At 61.1% G+C, this 23,810-nt stretch carries 20 protein-coding genes and 1 riboswitch; of the genes, 12 read left to right on the top strand and 8 right to left on the bottom strand.

What is annotated here, in order from left to right:
* Nucleotides 1-20: 20 nt before the first annotated feature.
* On the bottom strand, nucleotides 21-908 hold the full coding sequence (locus tag BW995_RS07210) for an MYG1 family protein (RefSeq protein ID WP_076399474.1): 888 nt from the start codon (nucleotides 906-908) through the stop codon (nucleotides 21-23).
* A gap of 402 nt (nucleotides 909-1,310) precedes the next feature.
* Between BW995_RS07210 and BW995_RS07205 the strand changes: the two genes are divergently transcribed.
* The 3 genes from BW995_RS07205 to BW995_RS07195 all read left to right on the top strand — a co-directional run bounded on the left by BW995_RS07205 (nucleotide 1,311) and on the right by BW995_RS07195 (nucleotide 3,687).
* On the top strand, nucleotides 1,311-1,637 hold the full coding sequence (locus tag BW995_RS07205; RefSeq protein WP_245821321.1) for a rhodanese-like domain-containing protein: 327 nt from the start codon (nucleotides 1,311-1,313) through the stop codon (nucleotides 1,635-1,637).
* Nucleotides 1,638-1,987: 350 nt separating this feature from the next.
* Complete coding sequence (locus BW995_RS07200) at nucleotides 1,988-2,512, top strand: universal stress protein (protein ID WP_076399472.1); 525 nt, start codon at nucleotides 1,988-1,990, stop codon at nucleotides 2,510-2,512.
* 347 nt (nucleotides 2,513-2,859) lie between these two features.
* Nucleotides 2,860-3,687, top strand: coding sequence for a fumarylacetoacetate hydrolase family protein (locus BW995_RS07195; RefSeq protein WP_076399471.1), 828 nt, complete (start codon nucleotides 2,860-2,862; stop codon nucleotides 3,685-3,687).
* 429 nt (nucleotides 3,688-4,116) lie between these two features.
* Here the strand turns inward: BW995_RS07195 and BW995_RS07190 are convergent, their stop codons facing one another.
* Nucleotides 4,117-7,635 (bottom strand): CHAT domain-containing protein, encoded by a 3,519-nt coding sequence (locus BW995_RS07190; RefSeq protein WP_076399470.1) that lies wholly within the window; start codon nucleotides 7,633-7,635, stop codon nucleotides 4,117-4,119.
* Between the two features lie 87 nt (nucleotides 7,636-7,722).
* Here BW995_RS07190 and BW995_RS20740 point away from each other — a divergent pair, with 87 nt between their 5' ends.
* Both BW995_RS20740 and BW995_RS07180 read left to right on the top strand, forming a co-directional pair.
* Nucleotides 7,723-8,079, top strand: a complete 357-nt coding sequence (locus tag BW995_RS20740; protein WP_175617010.1) for a hypothetical protein — start codon at nucleotides 7,723-7,725, stop codon at nucleotides 8,077-8,079.
* On the top strand, nucleotides 8,076-8,786 hold the full coding sequence (locus BW995_RS07180) for a hypothetical protein (RefSeq protein WP_139332802.1): 711 nt from the start codon (nucleotides 8,076-8,078) through the stop codon (nucleotides 8,784-8,786). Before BW995_RS20740 ends, BW995_RS07180 begins: the two co-directional genes overlap by 4 nt.
* Before the next feature lie 297 nt (nucleotides 8,787-9,083).
* Here BW995_RS07180 and BW995_RS07175 read toward each other — a convergent pair whose 3' ends face one another.
* On the bottom strand, nucleotides 9,084-10,607 hold the full coding sequence (locus BW995_RS07175; protein ID WP_139332801.1) for a tetratricopeptide repeat protein: 1,524 nt from the start codon (nucleotides 10,605-10,607) through the stop codon (nucleotides 9,084-9,086).
* A gap of 376 nt (nucleotides 10,608-10,983) precedes the next feature.
* A complete protein-coding gene (locus BW995_RS07170) occupies nucleotides 10,984-11,937 on the bottom strand; it encodes an acetyl-CoA carboxylase carboxyltransferase subunit alpha (protein WP_076399466.1) in 954 nt (317 codons plus the stop codon).
* 237 nt (nucleotides 11,938-12,174) lie between these two features.
* Between BW995_RS07170 and BW995_RS07165 the strand changes: the two genes are divergently transcribed.
* Both BW995_RS07165 and BW995_RS07160 read left to right on the top strand, forming a co-directional pair.
* Entirely contained in the window at nucleotides 12,175-13,479 is a 1,305-nt protein-coding gene (locus BW995_RS07165) for an MFS transporter (RefSeq protein ID WP_245821319.1), read from the top strand.
* A 68-nt stretch (nucleotides 13,480-13,547) separates the two neighbouring features.
* Nucleotides 13,548-13,704: riboswitch (yybP-ykoY riboswitch) on the top strand.
* 70 nt (nucleotides 13,705-13,774) lie between these two features.
* A complete protein-coding gene (locus BW995_RS07160; RefSeq protein ID WP_076399464.1) occupies nucleotides 13,775-14,401 on the top strand; it encodes a TMEM165/GDT1 family protein in 627 nt (208 codons plus the stop codon).
* 55 nt (nucleotides 14,402-14,456) lie between these two features.
* Here BW995_RS07160 and BW995_RS07155 read toward each other — a convergent pair whose 3' ends face one another.
* Nucleotides 14,457-15,149: a response regulator transcription factor gene (locus tag BW995_RS07155; protein ID WP_076399463.1), complete on the bottom strand. Its 693-nt coding sequence runs from the start codon at nucleotides 15,147-15,149 to the stop codon at nucleotides 14,457-14,459.
* Between the two features lie 215 nt (nucleotides 15,150-15,364).
* Between BW995_RS07155 and ribA the strand changes: the two genes are divergently transcribed.
* Complete coding sequence (gene ribA / locus BW995_RS07150; RefSeq protein ID WP_175617009.1) at nucleotides 15,365-16,516, top strand: GTP cyclohydrolase II; 1,152 nt, start codon at nucleotides 15,365-15,367, stop codon at nucleotides 16,514-16,516.
* Nucleotides 16,517-16,581: 65 nt separating this feature from the next.
* Here the strand turns inward: ribA and fabF are convergent, their stop codons facing one another.
* From fabF to BW995_RS07135, 3 genes are all read right to left on the bottom strand, one after another.
* Nucleotides 16,582-17,859, bottom strand: a complete 1,278-nt coding sequence (fabF, locus tag BW995_RS07145; protein WP_076399461.1) for a beta-ketoacyl-ACP synthase II — start codon at nucleotides 17,857-17,859, stop codon at nucleotides 16,582-16,584.
* Nucleotides 17,856-18,335 carry a winged helix-turn-helix transcriptional regulator gene (locus tag BW995_RS07140; RefSeq protein ID WP_076399460.1) on the bottom strand — a complete coding sequence of 160 codons (480 nt, stop codon included), beginning with the start codon at nucleotides 18,333-18,335 and terminating at the stop codon, nucleotides 17,856-17,858. Before BW995_RS07140 ends, fabF begins: the two co-directional genes overlap by 4 nt.
* Nucleotides 18,336-18,471: 136 nt before the next feature.
* Nucleotides 18,472-19,956 (bottom strand): glutamine synthetase family protein, encoded by a 1,485-nt coding sequence (locus tag BW995_RS07135; RefSeq protein ID WP_245821317.1) that lies wholly within the window; start codon nucleotides 19,954-19,956, stop codon nucleotides 18,472-18,474.
* 362 nt (nucleotides 19,957-20,318) lie between these two features.
* Here BW995_RS07135 and BW995_RS07130 point away from each other — a divergent pair, with 362 nt between their 5' ends.
* The 4 genes from BW995_RS07130 (at nucleotide 20,319) to BW995_RS07115 (ending at nucleotide 23,771) form a co-directional block, all read left to right on the top strand.
* Nucleotides 20,319-21,131 carry an SDR family oxidoreductase gene (locus BW995_RS07130; RefSeq protein WP_245821315.1) on the top strand — a complete coding sequence of 271 codons (813 nt, stop codon included), beginning with the start codon at nucleotides 20,319-20,321 and terminating at the stop codon, nucleotides 21,129-21,131.
* Between the two features lie 146 nt (nucleotides 21,132-21,277).
* Nucleotides 21,278-21,724: a dihydroneopterin aldolase gene (gene folB, locus BW995_RS07125; protein ID WP_076399459.1), complete on the top strand. Its 447-nt coding sequence runs from the start codon at nucleotides 21,278-21,280 to the stop codon at nucleotides 21,722-21,724.
* Nucleotides 21,725-22,017: 293 nt separating this feature from the next.
* Nucleotides 22,018-22,785: a response regulator transcription factor gene (locus BW995_RS07120; RefSeq protein WP_076399458.1), complete on the top strand. Its 768-nt coding sequence runs from the start codon at nucleotides 22,018-22,020 to the stop codon at nucleotides 22,783-22,785.
* A 191-nt stretch (nucleotides 22,786-22,976) separates the two neighbouring features.
* The gene (locus BW995_RS07115) at nucleotides 22,977-23,771 is read left to right on the top strand and encodes a hypothetical protein (RefSeq protein ID WP_076399457.1); all 795 of its coding nucleotides are present in this window, start codon (nucleotides 22,977-22,979) and stop codon (nucleotides 23,769-23,771) included.
* Nucleotides 23,772-23,810 lie beyond the last annotated feature (39 nt).

Here is a 23,810-nt window from a genome sequence, read left to right as displayed (position 1 = left end):
TTGTTTGTCTTGCGCAGCACTCAGGCCTCAGCTGCCATCTGCGCCATGCGGATCGCACCGTCCCGGCTGAGGGCACCACAGACGAACAGGGCCGAATGGCAGAAAGTCGCATCCTCGACCCCACAAACCGCCGCCAGCTCGGCTTCCCGCAAACCACCCCACGCCGCGGGCAATGACTTGCGCTGTGCAAATGAGCCACGGTCGGGGGGAATGGCGGAAACGGTCCAGTCCTTGCCCGCCGGGCGGATGACATACAGGGCCTCGCGCAAATCGAGATCAAACACCGCCTCATCCCACGGCAGGCGGCTGTCCAGCACGATGATGCGCGGATCGGCAGCGGCCTTTGCTGCCGCCTCTACGCTGTCCTGCGCCAAAGCGGCGGCATACGTCTGGGCAATTTCGCGCCGCAACACCTGATCAGCCACCGCTACCGCCTGAAAATAGGCATCATTTTCAGCCCGGTCGGTTTCGGCAAAGGTCGGATTCCACGACTCCAGCACCGACGACAGATGGCCCGGATGGCGGTCCATTGCACCGTTGTCCATCAGGTCGATATCGCGGATCAAGGCCGCATCCATCTTGGTCCAGACGATCTCGGCCTGCCCCGGCGTGGCCGCCGGACAGAGGGTGGCAATCGCCTGCCGACCATAGTCGCGCCAGATCAGTCCGGCTGACGAATAGGCTTCACCATTCGGACGCAACGGCTTGTCGCGCATATGGTGGTCATAACGACCGCGCTGGGGATCATAAATCCCGCCGACATCGAACACCACCGTCGCCTGATCCCAATCCGCCGCATCGCGGGACCGGGTCAGGCTGACCTCGCCGCCGGTCACGGCCTGAAGGATGGCAAAGGCGAACACGTCATCGGCATGAAAGCTGCCGCTGTGGGTTGCTGCAAGAAGCATGGCTGGCTCTCTGGAAGAAGGGGGCATGGACAGCAGGCCAAAGGGCAACAGAAAGGCCCGGCGGCTGTTGGCATGACGAGGTATACCGCGGGCGAGAGGGGAAAAGGCAAGCAAAATTCAACGCCTACTTTTCATTCATGATTATTTCACAGGCACTTTCCCCAACGGCACCTATTGCAGATGCGAGAGAAAGCCTTATCTTGGATACATCCGGCCCGGGCTGCTGTGGATGGATGCCTCCCCCTTTACATAATAGATTTCTAATATTATTCTCCCACCCATCACAGCCCCCCGCGCCATCCGCCGTCTGCCCCGATCGGGCAGGCCCAAGACACGACGCATACGACAGAAAGGGGACTGCTGATGTTCGGCTGGTTTACCAATCCCGCAGCGGAGGCTACCTTGGCGGCACACGTGAAACTGACGGCACCACGCACGATCATGCAATGGATCGAAGACGACTCGGTGGTGATCGTCGATGTCCGTGAAGAAAACGAATGGGCCAGTGCGCATATTCCGGGGGCAACCCTGATGCCACTGTCACGCTTTAACCCGGCGGCTGTCCCGGTTGATTCTTCCAAACGGCTGGTCTTTCACTGCCAGAGCGGCATGCGCTGCGGCATGGCAGCGGCCAAGATGGTCGAAGCTGGTTTCGATGGCGAAATCAACCGCATGGAAGGCGGCCTGATGGGATGGCGGATGCAGGGCGGCAAGATCGCCACCTCCTGATCCCCCGACCACTTTTGCGCTCACTGTTCTGACGCCCCCCATGGCCTGCCACGGGGGGCGTTCTTCTTTTTCATCCTGCGACTATCTCGCTGATGCAGAAAGATTTTCCCGCACTGCACCACCGCATTGCCGAGACTCGAGCCGCCCCCACAAAGCGGTCAGAAAGCCCCCTGTGGCAGCGCACAAAATCCTTTCTCCCCAACGGCCTGATACAACCCCATAGCGCATACATGCCAAAGTCTGCATCATCGACGGGCATAAACGACCCTCGCGCCCGACCCCAACGGGCACTCACGCCCGTTCCCCCAACAGGCAAGGATCAGAGGGCACCGGGAGAAGGAAACACGCTGATGTTTAGCAGTCGTTTGCCTTTTACGCGAAAACAGCATGCCGAACTGAAAGCCAATGCCCCCAGTCACCGCCGCTTTCTGGTGGTCGTCGATCAGTCGGAAGAACTGCGGGCCGCCCTGCGCTTTGCCGCCATGCGGGCACGCAATACCGGCGGTCGGGTCACCCTGCTGGCGGTGGTGCAGCTGCCGGAGTTTCAGGACTGGATGTTTGTCGGCAACCTGATTCAGGAAGAAAGCCGCCTCGAGGCCGAACATCGCCTGCAATCCTATGCCGCTCAGGTCCATGCGTTTTCCGGCGACATGCCCGAGCTGCTGATCCGCGAAGGCGACACACGGGAAGAACTGATCCGCCTGCTGCGGGAAGACCCACGGATTTCGGTGGTGGTGCTGGCCTCTGGCAGCAGCTCGGATGGTCCTGGGCCGCTGGTCACCGCCCTGACCGGCAAATACGCCGACAAACTGTCGGTGCCTGTTACCATCGTCCCCGGTCACCTGAGCGATGAAAAAATCGACGCCATGACCTGACAGATCGGAGCACACCGGGCGAGCAGGCTTCATTTCGGAAGCGAATCAGAACTCCCGTGCGGAAACTGCAAAAGAAGTTACTGCCTCATCCATAACGGCAACCAGCCTGCCGACGAGACTCCATCGCCTGACAGGCCGGATCAGTGTGCGCTCCCTGTGACGCGGGCTCACGACTCTGCCATACCGTTTTGCCGCCAACGGCAGCATCTCCTGTGGCAACAGACAGGCGACCACTGCTTTTTTCAGGAAAAGCAGTGTCCCCCCATGCCGGGGAGACCATATAGTTCCTGACACCACGGGAACCATGCCCGGTATCCCCTTTCCGCCCTGTCACCTCGGAGATTTCCATGAAACTGCTGCGCTTTGGCCCCGCCGGAAGCGAAAAGCCCGGCCTGCTGGACGCCAGCGGCACCATCCGCGACCTGTCTGCTGTGGTCAGTGACTTTACCGCTGCCACCCTCTCGTTTGCCCTGCTCGACCGGCTGCGTGCCATCGACCCGGCCTCGCTGCCCGCCGTTCCCGCCGATGTCCGTCTGGGAGCGCCACTGCTGCCCGCCAACCTGCTGTGCATCGGCCTGAACTACAAGGCCCACGCCCTCGAAGCCGGGATGGCCCTGCCCAGCGAGCCGGTGGTCTTTTCCAAACATACCAGCGCCCTCAGTGGCCCCTTTGACCCGGTACGCATCCCCCCCGGTTCCACCAAAACCGATTGGGAAGTCGAACTGGCGGTGGTGATCGGTCGGCGGACCCTGCATGTCAGCGAGCAGGATGCCCTGTCCTGCGTTGCGGGCTACACCGTCTGCAACGATGTTTCGGAACGGGACTACCAGATCGAGCGCGGCGGCCAGTGGATCAAGGCCAAAAGCTACCCCGGCTTCTGCCCCCTCGGACCGGTTCTGGTGACGGCGGACGACGTGCCGGACCCGCAAGCCCTGCGGCTGTGGCTGTCGGTCAATGGCGAGATGAAGCAGGACAGCAGCACCGCCGACATGCTGTTCCCGATCGCTGAAATCATCAGCTATCTCAGCCAGTTCATGGAGCTGCTGCCGGGGGATCTGATCACCACCGGGACTCCGCCGGGTGTCGGCCTCGGCAAGGGCGTTTACCTGCAGCGCGGTGATGTCATGCGACTGGGCATCGACGGCCTGGGCGAAATGGAGCAAACCACGGTTTAGAGCATTGCGCGAACAGCGGGAGTTGGGGCCAGAAGGCCCCGGCTCCGTTTTTCATAAAAGATGATCAGGGGAATCACGCTGGACCAGCGTACGTTAAACTTGGCGCCACAGGACAGTTGGTGGAAAAGAATGGGCTATCGCCCAACCCCATTCGGGGCCTGAGGCCCCGAACCCCCATCTTTTATAATCAAAGGAATGGGGTCTGGAGCCCCAGCGAGGTGTGGAGCAGCGCTCCACGTCCTTGTCCCCAAACTGTCGTGTACTGTGAGCTGACGCAGGCACGCTGATCTAATCTTTTGTTTTGTTGCATTGTTTTTGCGAGAACCGGTTCCCGCTTTTCGCACAACGCTCTATCCCGCGTATCGGGATGATCCGGGCCAAACGTCCGTTCCTGCGGGTGCATTGGCCCGCCCAATGTCATCAGCCGCATCATCTTCCGCTCGCCCCCGCCCCTTCAAACAGGACAAACGCTGCCCATGCAGGGAGACCACTCGGGCGCTGGCCCGCTTTTTCAAGGGACTGCAGCTTGGTCTGCCGCAAGGCGGCTGCCGGGTCGCTGTGCTCCTGCCCCAGCCAGGCCCGGTAAAAGTCGAACATGAAGTCCCGCGTCCGCCCGTCATAAATCGGCCACAGGGCCACCAGAACGTTCTTCGCCCCGGCGACATACAAGGCCCGGGGCAAGCCCTCCAGCCCTTCCGAGTAATCCACCGCCCCCTTGCCACTGTCACAGGCGGACAGGACCACCAGTTCCGTCCCCGACAGGTTCAGTGTCTGCGCTTCCGATGCATGCAGAATGCCGTTGTCCTGCGTTATCGGCGCATTCTTGCTGGCGTTGAGGTTCGCTCCGGACAAGGCAATGCCCGATTGCAGCAATGGATCATCCGCCATGGTGCCCGCATCCGAGTAATAGGCATGGGTGGCAAGGTGCAGGACACGAGGAGGCTGCGGCAGGGAGCGCAGCGCCGTTTCGGTAGCCCCCGTATCCCTCAGCAGGGTGCGGGACTCGCCGTCGCGGTATGTTTCATAACGCCCCGCAATCTTTTCAACTTCGGAGCCACTCTTCTCCAGTGGGTCAAAGAGCATCACCTGTGTTTTCTGTTCCTCTTCGGGCGGTATGGGGCCAAAGTCAACATCCCCCACCGCCACCAGTCCCGTGGCGGTCTCAGCTGACGGGGTCGCCACCAGATCCCGGCCGGTTTGCACCATGTGAACCGGCATTTTCTGGATCATCATCTTCCCGTCGGGGGCCGTCAGGATATCAAAGGGCATCATGTGCAACAGGCCATCCGGGGCGATGTATACCGTCTTGACGTCCTTCAGCACAGCCTGCAAGGGGGCCAGCAGCCGGCCATAGCCCTGCCGCGCGTTGCTGTGGAACGATGCGGCATCCTGTTGCGGGTCAATGATCCCGTTGACCAGACTGTTGATCGCCTGTGCATCGCCAAGATCATGCACGGTCGGTGCCCCATCGGGCCGGATCACCACCGCCAACAGGTGCTGGTCCCCGAACTCTCGGGCGTCAAAATCATATGGCTTGAAAAAGCGGTATTCGATCAGGGCCGCCCCGACAGGCAGCTTTGCCTGTACCTCCGCACTGGTCGCATCTTGTGCTGTCTGAAAGGTCCGGTAAGCCGGTAACAAGGCCCGCAGTTTGGCTTCAGCCTCTTCATACTGCTTGCGCAGATTTTCCTTTTGCGCAGACGAGAGATCGGGATTGAGCGCAGCGTTTGACAACTGACCACGACTGTTACCAAGGGCCTTGACCGCCTCGGCCACCTGAGGGTCAGGACTCTGCCGCGCCAAGGCGTTCAACCGCGCATCATCGGGGGCCAGCCGTTTTTTCCAGCGCAGTGTCAAGTCAGCGGCAAATTGCACTGCGGTTAGATCACCCTTGGCGACGGCAAGGCTGAAAACGACGTTCTGGGCGCCACTGTTTTGGGCCAGCAGTTGCCGCCGAATGGCATCGGAACGGGTGGTACGGGTTTGAATGCCGAGCCAGGAGGACAGATCGCTATCCACAGTCCGAAAGGCCGCCAGCGCTTCATCTGCTCGGTGTGTCTGGAGGAACAGCATCGCCTGATTGATCCGAACACCAATCGTATCCGGATGATCGCGCCCCAGAACACGCTCCCGCGCCTCCAGCGCCCGCTGGTACAGCGGCTCGGCATCGCCGTAGCGGCCTTGGCTATCATACAGAGCAGCCAGATTGTTGACGCTGCTCAGTGTATCCGGATGCTCGCGGCCCAGAACACGCTCCCGCACCTCCAACGCCCGCTGGAACAGCGGCTCGGCATCGCTGTAGCGGCCTTGGCTATCATACAGAGCAGCCAGATTGTTGACGCTGATCAGCGTATCCGGATGCTCTCGGCCAAGAACACGCTCACTCGCCTCCAGCACCCGCTGGAACAGCGGCTCGGCATCGCCATAGCGGCCTTGGCTCTCATAAAGAGATGCCAGATTGTTGACGCTGCTCAGCGTATCCGGGTGCTCGCGGCCAAGAACACGCTCCTGCACTTCCAATACCCGCAGGAACAGCGGCTCAGCATCGCCATCGCGGCTCTGTTTTACATAAATCGCTGCTAAATTATTGAGGCTGATCAGCGTACCTGGATGCTCGCGCCCCAGAACACGCTCTCGCACATCTAACACTCTCTGGTATAGTTGTTCAGCATCACCGTAACGGCCTTGGCTATCATACAAGCCTGCCAGATTACTGGTGGTGGTCAAGGTGCTGGGATGCTCACGACCGAGTATATGCCCCATGGCACCGAGCACTCGTAAGAACAATGCCTCAGCATCGCCATAGCGGCCTTGGCTCTCATAAATATCAGCCAGATTGTTGACACTGCCCAGCGTATCCGGATGCTCTCGGCCAAGAACACGCTCACTCGCCTCCAGTACCCGCTGGTACAGCAGCTCGGCCTCGCCGTAGCGGCCTTGGCTCCTGTAAAGGCCTGCCAGATTGTTGACGCTGCCCAACGTATCCGGATGCTCGCGGCCCAGAATACGCTCCCGCGCCTCCAGCGCTCGCCGGTACAGCCGCTCGGCATCGCCGTAGCGGCCTTGGCTGTTGTAGAGGCCTGCCAAATTGTTGGCACTGGTCAGAGTCTTGGGATGCTCGCGACCAAGCACTCGCTCCCGCACCTCCAGCGCCCGCTGGTACAGCCGCTCGGCATCGCTGTAGCGGCCTTGGCTCTGATAGAGAAACGCCAGATTGTTGACGCTGCTCAGCGTAGCCGGATGCTCCCGCCCCGAAACACGCTCCCGCGCCTCCAACGCCCGCTTGTACAGCGGCTCGGCATCGCCGTAGCGGCCTTGGCTTACGTAAAGACCTGCCAGATCGTTGACACTGGTCAGAGTCTCGGGGTGCTCGCGACCAAGCACTCGCTCCCGCACCTCCAGCGCCCGCTGGTGCAGCGGCTCGGCATCGCCGTAGCGACCTTGGTCTTCATACAGGCCTGCCAGATTGTTGACTGTAGTCAGCGTATCTGGATGCTCTCGGCCAAGAACACGCTCCTGTGCCTCCAGCATCGACTGATATAGTGACTCCGCATAACTGTAGCGTCCTGTACTCTGATAAAGTCCTGCCAAATTATTGATGATGACCAGAGTGTCGGGATGCATTAGCCCCAATACGCTCTCCATTCCCTTCTCTGCCCGCCAAAATAATTTCTCGGCATCACCGTAGCGGCCTTGTCTCTGATACAGCCTAGCCAGGCTGTTGACTACGGCCAGCGTACCAGAATGCTCCGGCCCCAGTTCAGCCTCGGCCTTTTTCAGGGTGGCCTCCGCCAGCACCACCCCTTGCTGATATTGTCCAGCCCGATAGAGCGCAACAACCTGTGCATTGGCCTGCCTGATGTCATCCACCGCATCACCAGCCAAAGCCGGAGTAGCAAGGAGGGTGCACCCCAGAGCCAACACCCTGAACCAACGATCAGCACGCATCCCCGCCCCCACCTTAAAGTTTTCTTTCCATGACAATAAATTCATGAGATGTAGCAGGGGTACTATCTTGTATGGGGTATGGCAATCATGAAAACATCCAAAGGTTATTTCGCACCCCTTCTGCCGGGCTTGGCTGCCTGTCTCCTGCTGTCCACCAATCTCATCAACACCCCCGCCACAGCGGCAGGGCAGTGTTTCTGCCTGCAACACCCGGACAGCGGCTCCATCGTCTATTACGGCTGTGATGCCCAGCCCATTCCGGGGCAGAATCGCGAGGATGTTGCCTGCCGCATAGACCCGCTGCACAGCAACGAGCGGGCTTCCATTGAAAAACCAGATACTTTTACCCGCCTCGCCGAAGGAAAGCTCAGCTGCAACCCTTGCGATCCTCTGCCGACTGGGGGCGAGGATAATGACATCCCGCGAGGACTGCAAAAGCCATGACCTCTCCCGACACATCTTCCCCCCCACCGGCAGACCCGCCCGGACCGCCGGACCAGCCACCGGCTGCGGCAACGCGCACGATGGCCGATGTGCTCAAACCCCTGCTGGAGAGTGGCTTTCTGGTTGCAACCGTCGTGGCGATGATCTGGATTGCCGGATGGTCCTACGCTGACCGTTTCTTTGCCGAATTTGGCCTCAACCTGTCGGCCATGGATGGTCTGGCACAGGAAAGCATTCTCGCCTATGCGGTGTGGGTCTTCCGCGATGGTTGGCAGATTTTGTTGCTCTGCGGGCTGATTGTTGCCCTGATCGCAGCCTCGTTCCTGATCCTCTGGCGACCGACAGCGATGTTTCGGCTGGGGTTGGCGCTGATGCTGGTCATGCTGGCCGCTGGCGGGATCACCGGGGCCGCCCGGTTGGGAGCCGATCGTGCCATCAAGCAGGTTCACTGGCTGGTGGACAAGGGATACCAGAATTTTCCCCGCGTCGTGCTGAGCCTTAAAAAGGACTCCGCCGCCGCCGAACTGCTCGGTGAGAAAGCCACCAGTACCTGCCTGCGCAAGCTGTTCATGGACCGCAAGGCCTTGTACGTGTACCCCGGCTATGAAAGCCAGAAAGGCAAGCCGCCTGATGTCTATATTTTGCCGTTGCAGGACGTGCAGGGGATCAAGGTAATCAACTCCACTGTGGCGCTTTGCACGCCCTGAGTGGTCGCCAGATCGGCGTAGGTTAAACCGGACGTCACAGTACCCGATAGTTTGGGAACAAGGACGTGGAGCGCTGCTCCACACCTCGCCGGGGCCTTCAGGCCCCAGACCCCATGCCTTTGATTGTAAAAGAAAAAATTGGGGTTCGGGGCCTCAGGCCCCGAGCAGGTCCGGTCGGCAGCCCGCTCTTGTTTTCAAACTGTCGTGTACTCTGACCGGACACGGGAACGCTGCTCTAACCTTTTGTTCTGCCACATTGTTTTTGCGAAAACCGGTTCCCACTTTTCGCACAATGCTCTACCTCTTGCCACCGTGTCGTTGCGGAAAACGCTTCAGGAGCTGTTCGGCATCGGCAGCGCGCCCCTGGCCTTGATACAAGCTGACCAACCCCTTCAGGCTCTCCTGCGTGTCAGGGTGATTGCTTCCCAGCACACGCTCGCGCGAGCCAACCGCTCGCACATACAGTGCTTCGGCCTGATCAAGGCGCCCTTCGCTCTGATAGACGTACGCCAGACCGTCAAGGCCATCCAGTGTGACAGGGTTATGGTGCCCCAGCACACGCTCCGCCCCTTCCAGCGCTCGTTCGTATAAAGGTTTGGCCTTCTGAGGCTGGCCCTCTTCACGATAAAAGCGCGCCAGACGATTGACCCAGCTCAGAGTGCTCTGGGCTTCCCGCCCAAACCTGCGTTCATTCAACGCCAGAGCTGCTCTCAATGCCTGTTCGAGATGAGAGGGGCGCCCCTGCTTTCGATGGACATTTTCCAGATAGGCAGTGATGTAGACAGATTCGACCTTGTCGTCCTTATACCTCTTGAGGGCTCGCTGATACAGCTTTTCAGCCTCGTCAAGACGCCCCTCGGCCACATAAATATGTGCCAAATCAATAACATATCTCAAAGTTGCGGGCGAGTTACGGCGATACTCACGGTCCTGTTCCCTGAATTCAGGGAGCAGAAACGCGGATTGCCTCTCGCTCTCCTCCAGAACCCGCAAGGCCAGGACTTCGGCCTCTTGATAGCGGGCCATCTTGTAATAAAACGTCGACAAACTTCTTAAGACCCACATCGACAATGGATCATGATGCAGGAGACCTTTCCCATATTTATCATACATCTGATCATAGAGAACCTCCGCTTCACCATAGCGCCCCTGTTTCGTATACAAATCAGCAGAATACATGTCATGCTCAAAATACATGTTGTTTATATCGCCATTTGGCTCAAATTTTTCATTATTTACTATTGTGTAAATATTTTCAGCATCATCATAGCGGCCAGCGCTTTCATACATTATCCCTAGTGCCCGCACATTATCTTCGATCTTTTCTTTGTAACGGCTAATATCTCCCTTCATTAAATCTATGGACCGCAGATACAGTTGCTCAGACTCTTTATCGCGACCGAGCTTACTGTAAATATATGCCAGATTGTTCATGCTTTTTATGGTGTCAGGCGCGTCATGGCCCAATGTGCGCTCTCTCGCCGCCAGAGCTTTTTCGCTCATGGCCGCAGCCTCTTCATAGCGATTCAGGGTTCCGTAAAAAACTGCCAAATTCTGGAGGCTGGTCAGGGTATTTCGATCATTCTCGCCAAGTTCAGCTTCCGCTTTCTTCAAAGTATACTCGGCCAGCGTCAATGCCTCTTGATACTTGCCGTCCTCATACAAACGCGTACTTTTTATATTATTACTATAAATAATGCTTGCTATATTAGGCGAATGTGAACGGTTCCCATCACCATCTTTCGCCAGCGCCAAAGGAGCGAAAAGCGAACAGGTGGCAACAACCAGTCCAACCCGACATGCATAGCGGACGACGCTCATTTTCCTCACCCCCAAGTTATCTTTACATCACCTCGGCATCGAGCAAGACGATGCCCATCGGTATATCCCGGTACATCCCGCTGGTAGGTCATGTCAGGAAAGAAAGCCGACTCTGTGCCTGCTGCTGCCTCCACTCATTGGCAAATGAAAGCCTGGAACCAGCAGCAAGCGACACGACAGAGAGCATTTCCCGAGCAATAAAACCTGCTTGACACTGGGAGATTACCCGCAAAAAGGGTTTAAAATAAGGTATGTTTAATGTGAAGATGGCAGAATGGGGGCAGCCGGGTCTGCATGGTCTTGCATTCCCCACAAACAAAAACCGGACAGCCCGTGAGGACTGTCCGGTTTCTTCATACCCTGCTCGACGGCCTGTTTATTCCAGACCGTTCCGCCCCATTGCCAGGAACTTTTCGCGGCGGCGGGTGCGCAGCACGTCGGGCTTTTCCTTCACCATCTGGCTCAGGTGACGCTCGATCGCTTCGCCGACCGCCTGCATGGCGGCGTCGCGTGAGCGGTGGGCACCGCCCAGCGGCTCGGGGACGATTTCGTCGATCACGTTCAGGCGCTTCAGGTCCTGCGCGGTCAGGCGCAGGGCTTCGGCGGCGGACTGGGCCTGATCGCCCGAACGCCACAGGATCGAGGCGCAGCCTTCCGGCGAGATCACCGAATAGATGCTGTGTTCCAGCATCACGATCACGTTGCCCGCAGCCAGGGCAATCGCCCCGCCTGAACCGCCTTCACCGATCACCACCGAGATCAGCGGCACCTTGACGCGCAGGCAGGCCTCGATGGAACGGGCGATGGCTTCGGCCTGACCACGTTCTTCGGCACCCACACCGGGATAGGCCCCGGCGGTATCGACCAGCGTCAGGATCGGCAGACCAAAGCGGTCGGCCATTTCCATCAGGCGGCGAGCCTTGCGGTAGCCTTCCGGGCGGGCCATGCCGAAGTTGTGCTTCACACGGCTTTCGGTGTCGTGGCCCTTTTCCAGCCCGATCACCATCACCGAGCGGCCCTTGAACCGGCCGATCCCACCGATGACGGCGGAATCCTCGCCGAACGAGCGGTCGCCCGCCAGCGGCATGAACTCGGTGATCAGCGCCTTGATGTAATCCAGACAGTGCGGACGGTCCGGATGACGGGCGACCTGGGTCTTTTGCCACGGCGTCAGCTTGGCATAGGTTTCCCGGATGCGTCGTTCCACCTTCTGCTGGAGGCGGGAGACTTCTTCAGCGATGTTGATGCCGTCGCCATCGCTCATGTGGCGCAGATCAGCGATCTTGCCTTCAAGCTCTGCAATCGGCTTTTCGAAATCCAGAAAGTTCATCGATGCTTGTCAAACTGCCAGCGGGGAAAGTCGGATCATCCTCTAGCACAGCGTTTTGGCTGGCGCGATGAAAAAAGGTGGCAACAGGGGGCCTGCCCGCTTGGGGGCCGGTAAAAAGAGTCGTTTTTGGCATATATTTTCTAACCCTGCGGATAAGAAAGCTGTCGTCGCGCTTTGTTTCGTCCTTCTGTAAACTGTCGTGTAATCGGGCCTGCGACCACAAAAGAAGGCCCCTGTATGATGAGGACGACCAACCCGATGAGCCAGCCCGATCAAACATCGTTCGTTCAAAAGGAGCCTGCCAGCCATGGCTGGCGCACCCCGTGGGTGATTGTCCTGTGTGGCTGTCTTATTTCGATGGTGACCTTTGGCGTCCGGTCGGATTACGGGCTGTGCGTCACCCCGTTGTCGATGACCCGTGGCTGGGGCCGGGAAGTGTTTGCCTTTTCGATTGCCCTGCAAAACCTGTTGTGGGGACTGGGGCAGCCGTTTGCCGGGGCACTGGCCGACCGCTTTGGCGCAGCGCGGGTGCTGGCCGGGGGGGGCATGCTCTATGCCGCCGGGGTGGTGCTGACCGCCACCGCCACCGATCCGCTGCTGTTGCATCTGGGCGCAGGGGTAATGGTCGGTCTGGGGCTGTCCGGGGCGGCGTTTGCCATTGTGATTGCTGGTTTTACCCGCCTGCTGCCGACCTCGTGGCGCTCGACCGCCACTGGTCTCGCCACCGCCTCCGGCAGTCTGGGACAGTTCACCTTTGCCCCGCTGGGACAGCAGTTCATTGATGTCTATGGCTGGCAGGCGGCGCTGGTGATTCTGGCCTTTGGGGTGGCGCTGGTGCCGTTGCTGGCCACGGCGCTGGCCTCGCCGCCCAAGGAACGCGAAAGCGCCCTGCAAGTCGGGGCGGTGATTCACGAAGAACGCTTTATCGCCGCGATGAAGGTCGCCCTGCGCCATCCCAGTTACCTGCTGCTGACCGCCGGATTCTTTGTCTGTGGCTTCCATGTGGCGTTCATCACCGTCCACTTGCCGGCCTATCTGGCCGATAACGGCGCCGATCCGGGACTCGCCGCCTGGTCACTGAGCATGATCGGCCTGTTCAACGTCATCGGAGCCTATGGCGCCGGAGTGCTGGCCGGGCGCTGGCCGCGCCGCTGGTTGCTGTCGGCGATCTATTTTGGCCGGGTGGTGGCGATCATGCTGTTCATCAGCGTCCCGGTCACCTCGTGGAGCACGCTGGCCTTTGCCGGAGCGATGGGACTGTTCTGGCTGTCCACCGTACCGCCGACCTCGGGACTGGTGGCGGTGATGTTCGGGCCGCGCCACATGGGGATGCTGTTCGGTATCGTGTTCTTTTCCCATCAGGTCGGGGCCTTTCTGGGGGTCTGGCTGGGTGGCAAGTTTTATGCCCAGAGCCACAGCTATGACCTGATGTGGTGGATTTCGATTGCGCTGGGGCTGTTTGCCACCGTCGTCCATCTGCCGATCCGCGAACGCGCCGCCCCGACCTCGGCCCATGCGCAGGCCGTAGCGGCTGGACAGTAACCCTGCCTGAGTTTCTTTCGTGCCAGATGAAAAAGCGCCTTGCCTTCCGGCCGGGCGCTTTTTATTGTCCGCCTGTCATTGGGGAGTAGCTTCCTTCGCGTCAAGAAGGGGGTGCGTCAACAAACTTGGACCACGGCGACCGCTGTGGACCATGGCGCATCCGACCCACTTCAGCCCTGTCAGGACAGGGTTCCGGGTTTAGCGAGACTTTTGGCTGTGCCGAGCCTGTCCCAGCGGGGCCGGGCCACTTGGCACGCCAATGGTCAGGACGGCCCGGCCCCGCACGACAGGATTCATGGACGCATTTCTCGTTTCCGCCGGGGTAGTTGCCGTTGCCGAAATCGGCGACAAGACCCAATTGCTGGCCTTGCTGCTGGCCGCCCGTTATCGCAAACCGGTTCCGATCATCTTTGGCGTGTTGTTTGCCACCCTCGCCAACCATGCTTTGGCGGCGTGGATGGGAACCCTGCTGGCCTCGTGGCTGGGAGAGGGCTGGCTGGGCGGTGATACCTTCAAGATCATCCTCGGCGTTTTGTTCATCGCCATGGCGGCGTGGATTCTCGTTCCCGACAAGGCCGACGACGACGCCCCCGGCAGCACCGGCCATGGTGCCTTTGTCGCAACCCTGATTGCCTTCTTTCTGGTCGAAATCGGCGACAAGACGCAGGTGGCGACCATTGCCCTGGCGGCCAACTATCACTCCGTCCTGTGGGTGACGGCTGGCACCACCGTCGGGATGATGCTGGCCAATGTTCCGGCCATCCTGCTGGGCGAAGTCGCCGCCACCCGCCTGCCGCTGGGGCTGGTGCGCACGGTCGCTGCCGTGGTGTTCATCCTGCTGGGGATTGCCGGTGTGGTTGACGGCTGGACGGGCGGCGAAGGTCTGAGCGCGCTGTCCCGCCTGCTCGGCATCGCCTCGTAAGAACGCCGTGTTCCGGAGCATGCCGCACGCCTCAGGCAGCATGCTCCGGGCAGACTCAGGCCCGCAGCCGATACCCGCCGCTTTCGGTCACCAGCAAGGCAGCATTGCCGGGGTCGGCCTCGATCTTCTGGCGCAGGCGGTAAACGTGGGTTTCCAGCGTGTGGGTCGAAACCGCCGCGTTGTAGCCCCACACCTCACCCAGCAAGGTATCGCGGTCGACCACCGTCCCCATCCGGTACAGGTACTTCAGGATCGCCGTTTCCTTTTCGGTCAGGCGAATCTTGCGGTTGCTGGCTTCATCAATCAGCATCTTCACCGCTGGCGTAAAGCGGTACGGCCCGATGGCAAACACTGCATCATCGGACTGTTCATGCTGACGGATGTGCGCCTTGACCCGTGCCATCAGCACCGCCAGCCGGAACGGCTTGGTGACGTAATCGTTGGCCCCGGCTTCCAGTCCGGTGATGGTGTCGCGGTCACTGTCGGATGCGGTCAGCATGATCACTGGGCAGCGGACGCCCTGCGCCCGCAGGCTGCGACAGACATCGCGCCCGTCCAGATCCGGCAAGCCCAGATCCAGCAACACCAGATCAAACGGTACCGAACCGGCCCCGGCGGCGTCCAGACCGGCAGCACCGGTCGGCGCTTCGACGATCTCGCCGATCTCATCCTGCATGCTCATTTGCTCAACCAGCGAGCGGCGCAGCAGGTCATCATCTTCAATAAGCAGGATACGGCGCGCTGCCATGTCCTGGGCCTCCGGCAAAGGGGAATGGAAAACGTTAGTACCATCGCCGCATGGCTATGGGTAGGATTTTGACTTTCGGCAAGAGCTTTGCCGAGAAAAAATCTTTGCCGGAATGCGGTGTTCCGCCTGTCCTGTGCGTTGCGCACCGACCTGTTGCCAGAGTATAACGCCATCCCATGACAGACTCTCTTTCCTCTGATGCGGCGACCGGGACCATGACAGATTCTTCGCTGACAGCACCGCTGGTGGCGGTCGATCGTGCTGGTTCGGAACTCCGCCGGGGTGGTGTGGCGGTGATTTACAGCCCCCAGCGCACCCTGCTGGTTGGCGCTGCCGAAGCGGCAGATGCCGGTTTGCTCGACCGCCTGGAAGGCATGGCGCAGGCCTCTGCCCGCCTGATCATCACCGCGCGCCGGGCGTCGGTGATCGGTGTTCCAGGCGACTATCCGCAGACCCGTCAGGGCGCGGGCGTGGTGGCGCTGACCATCCCACAGCCGGTCGAGGAAACGCTGGTCGCCGTGTTGTCGGACCCGGCGGCGGCGATCAACAGCAACAATCCGCCGCCGATATTGCCGGATGGCTGTCTGGCCGAAGCCGTCGAGGCTGGCGAGCCGGACGAAGCGGCAGTCATCCTGACCAAGCTGGCCCGCCTGCTGCCTGCCGCCATCGTGGTGCCGCTGACCCTGCCCGCCGGGCAGACCGCCGAAGGCTGGGCGCAGGAACGCTCCATCCCCGCCGTGGCCGCCACCGCCATCACCGGCTACCACGAAACCGCCGCCCGCACCCTGCGTCAGGTCGGCGAGGCCCGTGTTCCGCTGGAAGGCGCTGAAAACACCCGCATCATCGCCTTCCGCCCGGCCGATGGCGGCATCGAGCATCTGGCAATCGTCATCGGCACCCCCGAAGCGGGCAAGCCGGTACTGGCCCGCCTGCACTCGGAATGCTTCACCGGCGATTTGCTGGGGTCATTGCGCTGTGACTGTGGCGACCAGTTGCGCGGTGCCATCCTGTCGATCTCCGAAGCGGGTGCCGGTGTGCTGCTGTATCTGGCGCAGGAAGGCCGCGGTATCGGGCTGGTCAACAAGCTGCGCGCCTATCAGCTTCAGGATAGCGGCTTTGATACGCTGGATGCCAACGGGCAACTTGGCTTTGATGACGACGAGCGCATCTATCAGCCCGCCGCCGAAATGCTGCGCCAACTGGGCTTTGACAGTGTGCGCCTGATGACCAACAACCCGCTGAAGGTCGAGGCTCTGGCCCGCCACGGGGTAACGGTCAGCGAACGGGTGCCGCACGTCTTCCAGTCCAACGTGCACAACCTGTCTTATCTGCGCACCAAGGCGGTCAAGGGCGGGCATCTGTTCTGAGTGCCCATCCCGTCATCAAGAAAAAGGGCCGCCCTGTTTACCAGCGCGGCCCTTTTTCTGTGTACTTACGCTCCCTGCCAGCGGCGGAACAGCACACTGGCATTCACCCCACCAAAGCCAAAGCCGTTCGACAGCGCGTAGTCCATCGCCATCGGACGCGGAGCCCCGCGCACCATGTCCAGCCCGTCGGCATCGGCATCCGGAGTGTCGAGGTTCAGCGTCATCGGGGCAATTTGATCGCGCAGGGCCAGCACGGTAAAGATCGCTTCGATCCCGCCGGCAGCCCCCAGCAGATGGCCGGTGGCCGATTTGGTCGAGGCAATCGCCGGACCAGCTCCACGCCCGAACAGGGTGCTGATTGCCGCCAGCTCGCCTTTGTCACCGACCGGCGTCGAGGTGGCATGGGCATTAAGGTGCTGCACCTGATCGGGGGTGATCCCGGCCTGCCGCAAGGCGGCTTCCATTGCCCGGCGCGCGCCATTGCCATCTTCCGGCCCGGCGGTCATGTGATAGGCATCGGCACTGGTGCCGTAGCCGACCAGTTCGGCAATCGGAGTCGCCCCACGGGCCAGCGCGTGATCCAGCCGTTCAATGACCAGCATCCCGGCGCCTTCGCCCATCACAAAACCGTCGCGGCCCTGATCGAACGGGCGCGATGCCTGTTCCGGCGCATGGCCCCAACCGGTTGACAGGGCGCGGGCGGCGGCAAAGCCAGCCAGTGCCACGCGGGTGATCGAGGCTTCGGCCCCGCCACAGACGGCAATGTCAGCCTCGCCGCTGCGAATCAGGCGGGCGGCGTCACCGATGGCCTGCACCCCGGCGGCGCAGGCGGTCACTGGCGCCCCCAACGGTCCCTTGAAGCCGTGCTTGATCGACACTTGCCCGGCGGCCAGATTGACCAGAAACGACGGGATGGTAAACGGCGAGACTCGACGCGGCCCCTTTTCGGTACAAATGGCAACCGCCTCGTTCATTGCCGGAAAACCGCCAATCCCCGAGGCAATCACCGTTGCCGTCCGTTCCTGCCCTTCGGCGGTGATCGGAGCCCAACCGGCCTGCGCCAGTGCCTCATCCGCCGCCGCCATGGCGAAATGGATGAAGCGATCCATTTTCTTTTGTTCTTTCGGGGTGATCGACCGATCCGGGTCAAATCCGGCGTCCGGGTCATCCGCAATCGCCGGAACACGTCCGCCGACACTGACCGCCATATCGGCCACCATCTCCGGCGGCAGGGAGGTAATCCCGGATCGCCCCGCCAACAGGCGTTGCCAGACAATTTCACTGCCGCAGCCCAGCGGCGAGACAACGCCAAGGCCGGTAACGACCAGACGGGGAAGGCTCATGGACTTGGTTCCTCGACACAAAGAGATGAGTCCGCCTCGGCAGGAAACTGCACGGCCACCCGGTCGGGGGTTAGCGGTTGGCCGGTGGCGGCATTGATGATGATGGCATCCACCGCGGCCCCGGACGCGCGGTCAATCACGCGCCATTCGGGCCCGTTGGGCGGAATATGCTGCATCCCCCACGACGCCAAAGCAATCAGAACCGGGAAAAAGGAAGACCCCATCCCGGTCAGATGATAGCCGTGGCGGACGGGTCGGGTCTGGTAGGGGCGCTTTTCCAGCACGCCGCGCTCGCACAGATGGGCAAGGCGACGGGTCAGAATGTTCGGAGCAATCCCCAGGCTTTTCTGGAACTCATCAAACCGGCTGAGACCGCGAAAGGCGTCTCGCAGGATCAGGATGCTCCACCAGTCCCCGACGCAATCAAGGGCGCGGGCGGTAGGGCACGGATGGTTATGAAAGCGGGTATGTTCCATCCCGCTACCGTAGGAATGATACTTTCATAATGCAAGTGACTTTTTGGTGACGGCAGCACGGACAGTATGCTGATGACGCAAAAAGGAGAACGCCTGTCGCCAGAGCGTTCCCCTTTTTCATCGTATTACCAGACTGTTACAGGTACCACAGGTACTCGTGCGGCGAGATCACCGCCTGGAACTTTTCCAGCTCGGCCCATTTGGTCTCGCTGTACAGGTGCAGGTAATCGGCCCCCAGATAATTCGGCAGGATGTGCGCCTTTTCCAGCCGGGCCAGCGCCGCGCGGAACGTCCACGGCACGCCGGGGTCCATCTGTTCACAGGCGTTGCCGGTCACCGCCGGGCCGGGGTCCAGCTTGTTTTCCATCCCCCAGCACGCCCCGGCCAACACTGCCGCCAACGCCAGATAGGGGTTGGCGCTGGCACCGCAGACGCGATGTTCCAGACGGCGCGCAGTCCCCGGACCACCGGGAATGCGGAAGGCCACCGAGCGGTTGTTCACCCCCCATGCCCGTTTCACCGGCACATAGTTGTTCGGGGCATAGCGGCGATAGGCGTTCACGTTGGGGGCAAACAGCGCCATCGATTCCGGCATCGCTTCCATCAGGCCACCGATGGCCCAGCGCAGCGACGGCGACCCCTGCGGCGTACCGTCGTCAAAGATATTGTTGCCGTCGGCATCCAGCACGCTGAGGTGAATGTGCAAACCGTTCCCGGCCATATCGACATAGGGCTTGGCCATGAAGGTGGCCTTGAAGCCATGCATGTTGGCCACGCGCTCGACGATATTGGCCAGCAGGGCAGCATGGTCGGCAGCCCGCACGGCGGAATCGGTGTGTTTGAGGTTGATTTCAAACTGCCCGGGGGCATTTTCGCTGGTGGCGGTATAGGCCGGAACACTCTGCGCCACGCAGGCGGACTCAACGTCGCGCAGGAATTCGGCATAGTCATCCAGCTCGGTCATGCCATAGACCTGATTGGACTTGTCACGCTGTTTGGTATCGGGGTTCAGAGGCGGCAACGGCGAGCCATCCGGGCTGCGTTCGGCCTGATCGATCAGGTAAAACTCAAGCTCCAGTGCCACCACCGGGAACATCCCGGCCCGGTTCATCTGCCGTTCGACGCGCCGCAGGACGTTGCGAGGGTCCACCACCGGACCATCAAGGTCTTCGTCCAGCGAACACATCACCTGTGCCGACGGCACCGGCGACCATGGCACCGGGGCCAGCGTGCCGGCCACCGGGCGGACCACTCCGTCCGGGTCGCCATCGGAGTAGCCGCGCCCGCCGGGGTCGGAACAGTCACCGGTGGCATCCAGCAGCCATGCCGAATAGGGGATCAACATGCCGTCTTCAAACAGCTTGTCGGCATCCAGCACCGGATAGCGCTTGCCGCGGACCAGACTGCACAGGTCAAAGAACAGGGCGTCCACATGGGCCGTGTCGGGATATTTGGCGAGCAGGGCAGTCATTTCATCGCTGCGCCCGAAGGGGGCTTCGGGGCCTCCCGGACCGGGAGGCTGGCCGGACGGCTCGGCGGCAGGGGCCGCAGGGGAAACCTGAAGGGCACGGGGCTTGTTGGAATCCACGTCAAAGCCGGTATGGCCGCGAGAATCTGACACCTGAACGTCTCCATTACTGTTGAACGTTATATGAGTGTTCCTGCTCGCCCCTGATCTGTCAAGAAAAGTGATCACTTTTTATCGGTGCGGCCGTTTCCGGACACAACCGGGTGCCCCTTTGGCTTAGAACTTCTGGCAAGGTTTCCAGACACCCCCCTGCCCGCTAGACTGCACGGCACCAACCACCGGGGGCAGCCGGGGGGTAGGGTATGTGATGTGATCTCTCCACGTCATGGTCCGGGGCTTTGACCCTGTGCGGCGGCGGACTCCTGCGTTCAGGAGTCCGCCGTTTTGCATTTCCGTGCTATAGAAGACGCCGTTTGTTGCCCATCACCCTGTTCGCCACCCCGGGAGCCTGACTGGTGTCCACCGCCCTGCCGCCGTCCCTGTTGTCCCTGTCCGACCCCTTGCCGCTTCCCCGTACCGCCCTGATCACCGGTGCGGCCAAACGGATTGGCCGGGCGATCGCCCTTGATCTGGCTCAGGCCGGGTATCAGGTGGCCCTGCACTGCCACCAGTCGCGGGACGAGGCCGAAGCGCTGGCGACAGAGATCCGCTCTGACGGTGGGCGGGCGATGGTGGTTTGCGCTGACCTGACCCGCGAGGCCGAGGTCCAGCCGCTGATCCCGCAGGTGGTCGCCGCGCTGGGACCGGTCGGGGTGCTGATCAACAATGCCAGCCTGTTTGAACACGACTCGGCACAGGATGCCACGCGGGAAAGCTGGGACCGCCACATGGAGGCGAATCTGCGGGCTCCCTTCGTTTTATCCCAGCAGATGGCCGCCCACCTGCCCGACGACCACAGCGGAGTGATCATCAACCTGATTGATCAGCGTGTCTGGAACCTGACGCCCCACTTCACCACCTATACCCTGTCAAAGGCCGGGCTGTGGACCCTGACGCAAACCCTTGCCCTTGCTTTGGCTCCGCGCATCCGGGTCAATGCCATCGGCCCCGGCCCGGCCTTGCCCAGCAGTCGGCAGACAGCCGCCCAGTTCGCCGCACAGGAAGCCCGCATGCCCCTGGCGCGGGGCACCTCACCGGCAGAAATCGCCCAGACCGTGCGGTTTCTTGTTGCGAGCCCGTCGATGACAGGCCAAATGATAGCCCTTGACGGTGGACAGCATCTGTGTTGGTCGCCGGCAAGCCCCGAAGATGAGGCGCTGGCCGAGTAAGCCGCCTTCAGTCGCACCGCTTGGACCAGCGTGCGTTAAACGTGACGCAGGCACGCAGGTCCAACCTTTTGATCTGTCGCAGTGATAGCGCGCAAAACCGGAACCACTTTTGCGCTCACGGCTCTAACGGAGAACCCCGCTCCATCATGAAGACCACCTCTGTTCTTGCCCCTCTGCGTCCGGTCGGGCGCGACGGCGCCCCGGCTCTGGCCGATGCCAACCAGTCCCTGCGCCATGTCTTTGTGCGTGATCTGGTTCAGGTCTGCTCGGTCGGTATCTATGACCACGAACACGAAGAGCCGCAGCGTGTCCGATTCAATGTCGATCTCGCCGTGCGCGAAGGCGTCGATGCACTGACCAGCGAATCCATTGATGACGTGGTGTGTTACGAGCAGATCGTCAAACGCATCCGCGCCATCGCACAGGACGGGCACACCAATCTGGTCGAAACCCTGGCCGAGCGGGTGGCATCGATGTGCCTGCAGGACCCACGCGTCCGCACTGCCCGGGTGCGGGTGGAAAAGCTCGACGTGTTCGAGGATGCCGCCTCGGTGGGGGTCGAGATCGAACGCCACAGTTCGCTGGCTGGCTGAGACTCCCTTACCCCCGCGACCAGCAGGGGGGAAGAATCGGCGGAAAGTATCATTTCCTCCGCTGCCCCCTGCAGCTCTTCCCGAGACAAATCCATGCATACTGTCTTGTTATTCATGGATAATGCCGCGTGCCATACTTCTTTTCCGAAAAGGAGGTCTCTGGCTCATCCCGTGCTTGCCCGTCGTGCTCCGTATGGATTAGCATAAAACGATAGGTACCTTGCTCCAAGTGTACTCTAGCCGTTAGGATGGGTCGGCTCTTGATGAGGGTACCGGTACAGGGAGGTCGCGTCATGACAGCGCCAGAGGCCAATCGCTGCCGTGTCTTGGTTGTGGAAGACGATGCCTTCGTTGCTGAACTGGTACTGGACTGTCTGAGTGATGGCGGCTTTGACGCAGATCACGTCTCCCGCGCCGAACAAGCCCGGCAACGGGTCAGCACCTCCCCGCCGGATATTGTCATTCTGGACCTTGGCCTGCCCGATGGGGACGGCATCGCCCTGACATCCCAGCTCAAGGCTCTGGCGCCCTCTTTGGGCCTGATCATCCTCAGCGGGCGGATTGCGCCGGTCGAACGGATCGTGGGTCTTGAGGTCGGGGCCGACGACTATCTGTGCAAGCCCTTTGATCCGCGCGAACTGGTCGCCCGCGTTCGCAGCCTGTTCCGCCGCCTGACACCGGCGACGCCTGTGGCATCGGCCATCCCGCCGAAAGAAGAGACGACCCTGAACGCCTTCTTTTTCGAAGGCTTCACCCTTGACCTCGACCGGGTATCCCTGCTGACCCCGAATGGCGAGCAACCGCACCTGTCCAGCACCGAATTTGCCCTGCTGCGCGCCTTTGTCGAACGGCCGAACCGGGTATTGACCCGCGACCAGTTGATGGACCTGATCCACAGCAATGATGCCCCGGCGTTTGACCGCAGCATTGACGTCCAGATTGCCCGTTTGCGCAAAAAGATCGAACCGGATTGCAAGGAACCCCGCCTGATCAAAACCATCCGCAATCAGGGCTATATCTTTGCCAGCCGGGTGACCCGATCCTGTTCCGACGGTAGGTGAGTTTTACCCATCCGCCCGTTCACCCGGCAGAATGTGCCGGGACAGATCTGCCCGGCCCGCCTGTTCCAGCCCGGTTTCCGGCCTGATGGCCTTCCCTTTCATCATGGAACATGCCTTGCATGTCCGGTGTCTGCCCTGCTCAGGTCTTCTGCACCCCCAGAACGGTGGGTGAAACAAAAGGTGCGTCAAAGATGGCCATTTCCAGCATTTCATCGCAAGTGCCATACCTGTCCCTGTTGAACTACATGGATGACAGCGAGTCCGAGGACAGCAACCCGTTGCTGGACAAAACCGGCACCGGCTCCTCTGGCAACCAGCTGGCATCCCTGGCCGGGGACAGCAGCAACAGTTCGGGCAGCACCAGCAACGATGTCTACGGGATGGCCTCGGTTCTGGGCCTGTCGGCACAGGCCCGCGCCGCTCTGGGGCTCAGCGCCACCACGCCGACCACCACCACTCCCACGACGACGCCCACCGGCACCGGCGACAGCCCTGAAAGCACGGCCCCTGACGCCGCAGTACAGAAAAAGGTCGTCACCGCGCTTGCCAAGGGTGGAGCCAATGGTCAGGCCTTTGCCGCCGCACTGGATACGGTGATGAAGGATGTCACCACCGAAGGCGCCGTGTCGGTGCGCGATCAGGTGCTGGGCCTGATCGCCCAACTGAAAGACCCGACCCTGAACAGCAATGCCTCCAGCGCAGGCAGCCGCACCACCCGCACCGGCAACACCTCGGTCCTGACACTCAGCGGGTCACAGGGCGCGGTGTTGCGACTGGAAAGCTCCAGCAACAGCAGTGACGGCAGCACCAGCTTGCGGCTGACCTATTCCGGCAAGGATCTGGGGGCGGTCGATCTGCATGTGACCCGGGGCACCGATGCCGAAGACAAGCCAACCCTCACCGCCTCGGTCGAACAACGCAAGGTTCTGGCCCGTGGCCGTCTGTCCGACCCGGTCAGCTCCGACGAGTATAACGGCCCGATTTGAGGATCGGTCGGCACAGCACAACGGCCAGAGGGAACTCTG

The organism is Insolitispirillum peregrinum, from assembly GCF_900156605.1.
GTDB classification, from domain to species: Bacteria; Pseudomonadota; Alphaproteobacteria; order Rhodospirillales; family Rhodospirillaceae; genus Insolitispirillum; species Insolitispirillum peregrinum.
The sequence above is the reverse complement of the archived record's forward strand: the minus strand, read 5'-3'. Positions and strand labels throughout refer to the sequence as shown.

Bases quoted from the DNA above. Each gene is read 5' to 3' on its own strand.
- folB (WP_076399459.1), top strand. From the start codon at position 21,278: ATGAAGACCACCTCTGTTCTTGCCCCTCTGCGTCCGGTCGGGCGCGAC.
- BW995_RS07195 (WP_076399471.1), top strand. From the start codon at position 2,860: ATGAAACTGCTGCGCTTTGGCCCCGCCGGAAGCGAAAAGCCCGGCCTG.
- ribA (WP_175617009.1), top strand. From the start codon at position 15,365: ATGACAGATTCTTCGCTGACAGCACCGCTGGTGGCGGTCGATCGTGCT.
- BW995_RS07180 (WP_139332802.1), top strand. From the start codon at position 8,076: ATGACCTCTCCCGACACATCTTCCCCCCCACCGGCAGACCCGCCCGGA.
- BW995_RS07165 (WP_245821319.1), top strand. From the start codon at position 12,175: ATGATGAGGACGACCAACCCGATGAGCCAGCCCGATCAAACATCGTTC.
- BW995_RS07210 (WP_076399474.1), bottom strand. From the start codon at position 908: ATGCTTCTTGCAGCAACCCACAGCGGCAGCTTTCATGCCGATGACGTG.
- fabF (WP_076399461.1), bottom strand. From the start codon at position 17,859: ATGAGCCTTCCCCGTCTGGTCGTTACCGGCCTTGGCGTTGTCTCGCCG.
- BW995_RS07200 (WP_076399472.1), top strand. From the start codon at position 1,988: ATGTTTAGCAGTCGTTTGCCTTTTACGCGAAAACAGCATGCCGAACTG.
- BW995_RS07175 (WP_139332801.1), bottom strand. From the start codon at position 10,607: ATGAGCGTCGTCCGCTATGCATGTCGGGTTGGACTGGTTGTTGCCACC.
- BW995_RS07120 (WP_076399458.1), top strand. From the start codon at position 22,018: ATGACAGCGCCAGAGGCCAATCGCTGCCGTGTCTTGGTTGTGGAAGAC.
- BW995_RS07160 (WP_076399464.1), top strand. From the start codon at position 13,775: ATGGACGCATTTCTCGTTTCCGCCGGGGTAGTTGCCGTTGCCGAAATC.
- BW995_RS07155 (WP_076399463.1), bottom strand. From the start codon at position 15,149: ATGGCAGCGCGCCGTATCCTGCTTATTGAAGATGATGACCTGCTGCGC.
- BW995_RS07170 (WP_076399466.1), bottom strand. From the start codon at position 11,937: ATGAACTTTCTGGATTTCGAAAAGCCGATTGCAGAGCTTGAAGGCAAG.
- BW995_RS07140 (WP_076399460.1), bottom strand. From the start codon at position 18,335: ATGGAACATACCCGCTTTCATAACCATCCGTGCCCTACCGCCCGCGCC.
- BW995_RS07115 (WP_076399457.1), top strand. From the start codon at position 22,977: ATGGCCATTTCCAGCATTTCATCGCAAGTGCCATACCTGTCCCTGTTG.
- BW995_RS07190 (WP_076399470.1), bottom strand. From the start codon at position 7,635: ATGCGTGCTGATCGTTGGTTCAGGGTGTTGGCTCTGGGGTGCACCCTC.
- BW995_RS20740 (WP_175617010.1), top strand. From the start codon at position 7,723: ATGAAAACATCCAAAGGTTATTTCGCACCCCTTCTGCCGGGCTTGGCT.